The organism is Microbacterium sp., from assembly GCF_036566905.1.
GTDB lineage: Bacteria > Actinomycetota > Actinomycetes > Actinomycetales > Microbacteriaceae > Microbacterium.
On sequence record NZ_DATCVK010000243.1, the window covers coordinates 1 to 4213 of the forward strand.

Here is a 4213-nt window from a genome sequence, read left to right on the forward strand (position 1 = left end):
ATCAACGTGGGCGAGGTGTACGCGAGCCTCGCGCGCGACATCGACGAGAACACCTTTGCGACGCCGGGCTTCGCTCACGCGCTGCACAACAGTCAGCTCGTCGCGCGAGTGGAGGAAGCCGCTCGCAGCGGGCAGCGACAGTAGAACACCTCAGCAGGGTGCGGGCGGCCACGGCGGCGGCCCGCACCCTGCTGTCGAGCGGACTCGGCGGTGACGCCCAAGGCGTCGATGAAGACGATCGCAGAGTTCGCTGTCTCAGCCGTGGGACCAGGACACCGCGTTCATCGCCACATCAGCAACCCGGCGCAGTTCCGCCTCGCTCCTGCCCGTCGCCGCCTGAACGGCGATGCCGTACGCGACCGTCGTGATGTAGGCCGCCAGCGTGCGCGGATCCTCGGTCTCCGGCAGATCACCCTCGGCCCGCGCACGCAGAAATCGGGACTCGAGGCGCGCAGCGCCATCCTGGCGCCAGTCGACGAGGACCTTCTGGGCAGTGAGCCCGTTGTCGCCGGCGGACAGCGCAGCCTGGACGCCAAGGCACCCGTGGGGTGCCTCGCGACTCGTGCTGGCAGCGGCTGCGCCGCGAAGAATGGACTCGGCCACTTCGCGTGCGGTCGGCTCGGACAGTGCACGGATTCCGTAGGAGGCTGGGCCTTCCGTGTACCGCTCGACCGCTCGGCGGAACAGCTCGTCCTTGTTCCCGAACGCCGCATACATGCTGCTGCGGGTGATGCCCATCGCCTCGGTCAGGTCCGTCAGGCTCGCCCCTTCGTATCCTTTGGCCCAGAACACTCTCATGGCTTGTTCGAGGGCGTGGTCGGGATCGAACTCGCGGGGTCGCCCCAGCGTGGTCTGCGATACGGGCATGGCAGCCATTGTGCCCCCTTACGGACCAGGCAGTCCAGATAGCGCGAAGGATCAGGCGTTCAGGCCGCCGTCGATGGTGAGCACAGCTCCGGTGATGGACGCCGCCGAGGCGCCCGCGACGAGAGCGACGGGGGACGCCCCGGTTCAGGATGCGGTCATCGTGGAGTAACTGGCCGCTTCCACCCGGAGCGCCGGGTGTACAACCCCGCGCAGCGCGATGTCATGACGCGGGCGATCGAGCTCGCACCGGCCGAGGACGGCGCGAACACCCAGGCCTGACGCCCCGAGCCGTGCCGCCTGCCCGCACGATTGAGGGCTTGTGAATAGATCTCTGCCCGTGTACGTTACTTATGTACCGATCGGTCCTGAAGTGATGTACTGGACCTACGGGCGTGACCTCGCTACCGGGCCTCCGTGAGCGAGCAGGCCGAAGCACGCCGCAGCGGAAGTGCCGCCGGCTCGATATGAGAAGGAGAAGGATCATCATGAAAGCCGCCGTCCTCACCTCGTTCGGCGAACCCTCTGTGTTGAGGGTTGCGGAGGCTCCGCGACCGGTGCCGGGTCCGGGTCAGGTACTGGCGCGGGTTCACGCCGCCGGGGTGAACCCGGCGGAGATCCTGGCACGCGCCGGAGCGTTCCGCCTGCGTGCTCCCGCCATCATCGGATTCGAGTTCGCCGGCGTCGTCGAGGCGGTCGGCCCGGGTGTCGACGAGGGCATGGTCGGCGACCGCGTCGCCGGGTGGCCGGACTCCGCCACCCAGGGCTCCTACGCCGAATACACGGTCAGCAGCAACTTCGCGACGATCCCCGACGGCGTTTCCTTCGAGGAGGCCGCGGCCACCGTCATCGGCGCCGACAACGCCGCAAGGGCGCTCGGGCTTCTGAACCTTCGCCCGGGTGACACGCTCGTGGTCACCGGCGCGAGCGGTGCATTGGGCGGCGCCGCCGTGCAGTTCGCGCGACAGCGCGGTGTGGCGGTGATCGGCGTCGCCGGGACTGCCAACGCCGACTTCGTCAGGAGTCTCGGTGCGATCCCTGTCGCCCACGGCCCGGGCCTGGTCGACCGCATCCGTGCCGCCGCTCCCGACGGTATCGATGCCGCGCTCGACACCGCCGGCAAGGGACTCCTTCCCGCCCTCGTCGACCTCCTCGGCGGCCCGGACCGGATCGTGACGCTCGCCGACCGCGATGCCGCACGATACGGCGTCGCATTCAGCCCGGGAGGCAGCGGGAATCGCGACCGCGGCCCTGTCCAGGAAGCCCTGAATCTGATCGCCGCCGGCGCATGGACCGCACGCATCGGCCGGAGCTTCCCACTCGACGAGGCCGCGGACGCCCATCGCCTCGTCGCCACGGGCCACACCCACGGCAAAGTCATCCTTCTTCCCTGACTCGGCCGACCGGCCATTCCACCACGACAACAATCAATTGGAGAATCCGAAATGCCTGCAGTCCTCGTCCATGGTGTACCTGATACCCACCGGCTTTGGGACACCGTCCGTTCCTATCTTCGACGCGAAGATATTGTGACGATCGATCTCCCCGGGTTTGGCGTACCCGTACCAGCGGGATTCACGTCGACGAAGGAGGAGTATCTCGATTGGCTTATTAAGAAGATCGAAGAAATCGGCGAACCCGTCGACCTGGTCGGTCATGACTGGGGGTCTCTGCTGACGGGCCGTCTCGCGTCTATCCGACCAGATCTGGTGCGGACATGGACAGGCATCAGCGGGCCAATCGATCCGGAGTATCCGTGGCACTATCTCGCCAAGATCTGGCAAACGCCAGGCGAGGGCGAGCAATGGATGGCGGACCTCGACCTCGAGGCGTTCGCAGCAAGCCTCAACGAGGCGCAGATGCCGCGCGACGCGGCAAACGAATCGGTCCGGCATCTCGATGCCACTATGAGGGCAAGCATTCTCGCCCTTTACCGTTCGGCGATCGAGGTCGGGGCGGAGTGGAAGCCAGGTTTGAGCAACGTGACCGCACCAGCGCTGGTGATCTGGGGCCTGGACGATCCGTTTCTTCCTCACCGCTTCGCCGACGAGCTCGGTAATGCCACACGCGCACGTGCCGTCTTCAAGCTGCGCAGCTCGCACTGGCCGATGATAGAGCGTCCGGCCGATGTCGCGCGCGAACTCGAGGCCCACTGGGCTCACACGTAAACCTGCGATTGGGTCACTCGGGCTCAACCCCCCGCCCGCTACGCGAACGGCAATAGTTGCTCGCTCGCCACGGTGAGCCCGAGTGCCCACGCATGTCCGGAAACGAATCATCGTGACGCAGCCCGGAGAGCGTTGCCGGGGCTGCACAAGGCAGGAGCATCCTGATGACGAATTCAGCAAATACCCGGATCGGCGTCGGCCTTATCGGGGCTAGCGCCGATCGGGGTTGGGGCGGAATTGCTCACGTCCCGGCGCTGCAGGCGCTCGACGCGTTCCAGATCCGCGCCGTCAGTACGACTCGTATGGAGAGCGCGAACGCGACCGCTCGTCGGCTGGGCGCCGATCTCGCCTTCGACACACATGAGGCTCTGGTCGTGCGACCGGAGGTCGACCTGGTGGTGGTTGCGGTCAAGGTGCCGGAGCACAAGCAGATTGTTTCCGACGCGCTGGCCGCGGGCAAGATGGTTTATTGCGAATGGCCGCTCGCAAGAAACCTATCGGAGGCCGAAGCACTGGAGGGGTTTGCCCGCGAGCGCCGACTGCAGACGGTTGTCGGGCTGCAGGGCGGCCTGCACCCGCCGATCCTCTTCCTTCGCGACCTCATCGCGCAAGGCGTGATTGGCAAGCCGCTCAGCACGAGCATCCGAGCGCATTTGACCGACGACATGTGGGTCGGCCGATATGACCCGGCGGTCGAGTACATGGCTCACGCAAAGCATGGCGCCACGCTTCTGAGCATCATGCTCGGCCACGGGCTCGAACCGCTTGCGCGCGTGCTCGGCACGTTCGAGAGTCTGTCCGCCGTCGTCGCCAATCAGCGCGGTGACGGCGTCCGCCTCTCCGATGGCGCGTCGCTGCCGAAGGACGCGCCGGATGAGATCGTCGTCGCCGGCGTTCTCGAAGGCGGGATCGTCACTTCGCTGCACTACAGTGCCGGGCAGTCTGCCGGCTCGGCGATGGTATGGGAGATCCAGGGCACCGAGGGCAGTGTGCGTGTGGAGTCGGCATCGGGCTACATCCATTTCACCGATTTCACCATCACGCTGCTCCGCGGCAGCGAGCCTGTCCAGGTGCTACAGGTCCCCCCCGCTTATGCGGCTCCCGACCTGCAACTCGACGCACCCGCAGCAGGGGTCGCCCGCCTCTACGCCCAGTTCGCCGCCGACCTCCGCGACGGAACC

4 protein-coding genes are annotated in these 4213 nt (G+C 66.7%); 3 read left to right on the forward strand and 1 reads right to left on the reverse strand.

Going from position 1 to position 4213, the window contains the following annotated elements:
- Positions 1–255: 255 nt before the first annotated feature.
- Entirely contained in the window at positions 256–876 is a 621-nt protein-coding gene (locus VIP82_RS22375) for a TetR/AcrR family transcriptional regulator (RefSeq protein WP_331912743.1), read from the reverse strand.
- A 476-nt stretch (positions 877–1352) separates the two neighbouring features.
- Here VIP82_RS22375 and VIP82_RS22380 point away from each other — a divergent pair, with 476 nt between their 5' ends.
- The 3 genes from VIP82_RS22380 to VIP82_RS22390 all read left to right on the forward strand — a co-directional run.
- Positions 1353–2258 (forward strand): NADP-dependent oxidoreductase, encoded by a 906-nt coding sequence (locus tag VIP82_RS22380; protein WP_331908435.1) that lies wholly within the window; start codon positions 1353–1355, stop codon positions 2256–2258.
- A gap of 51 nt (positions 2259–2309) precedes the next feature.
- Entirely contained in the window at positions 2310–3032 is a 723-nt protein-coding gene (locus VIP82_RS22385) for an alpha/beta fold hydrolase (protein ID WP_331908437.1), read from the forward strand.
- Positions 3033–3196: 164 nt separating this feature from the next.
- The coding region (locus VIP82_RS22390; RefSeq protein WP_331912746.1) for a Gfo/Idh/MocA family protein at positions 3197–4213 on the forward strand (1017 nt) is incomplete at its 3' end.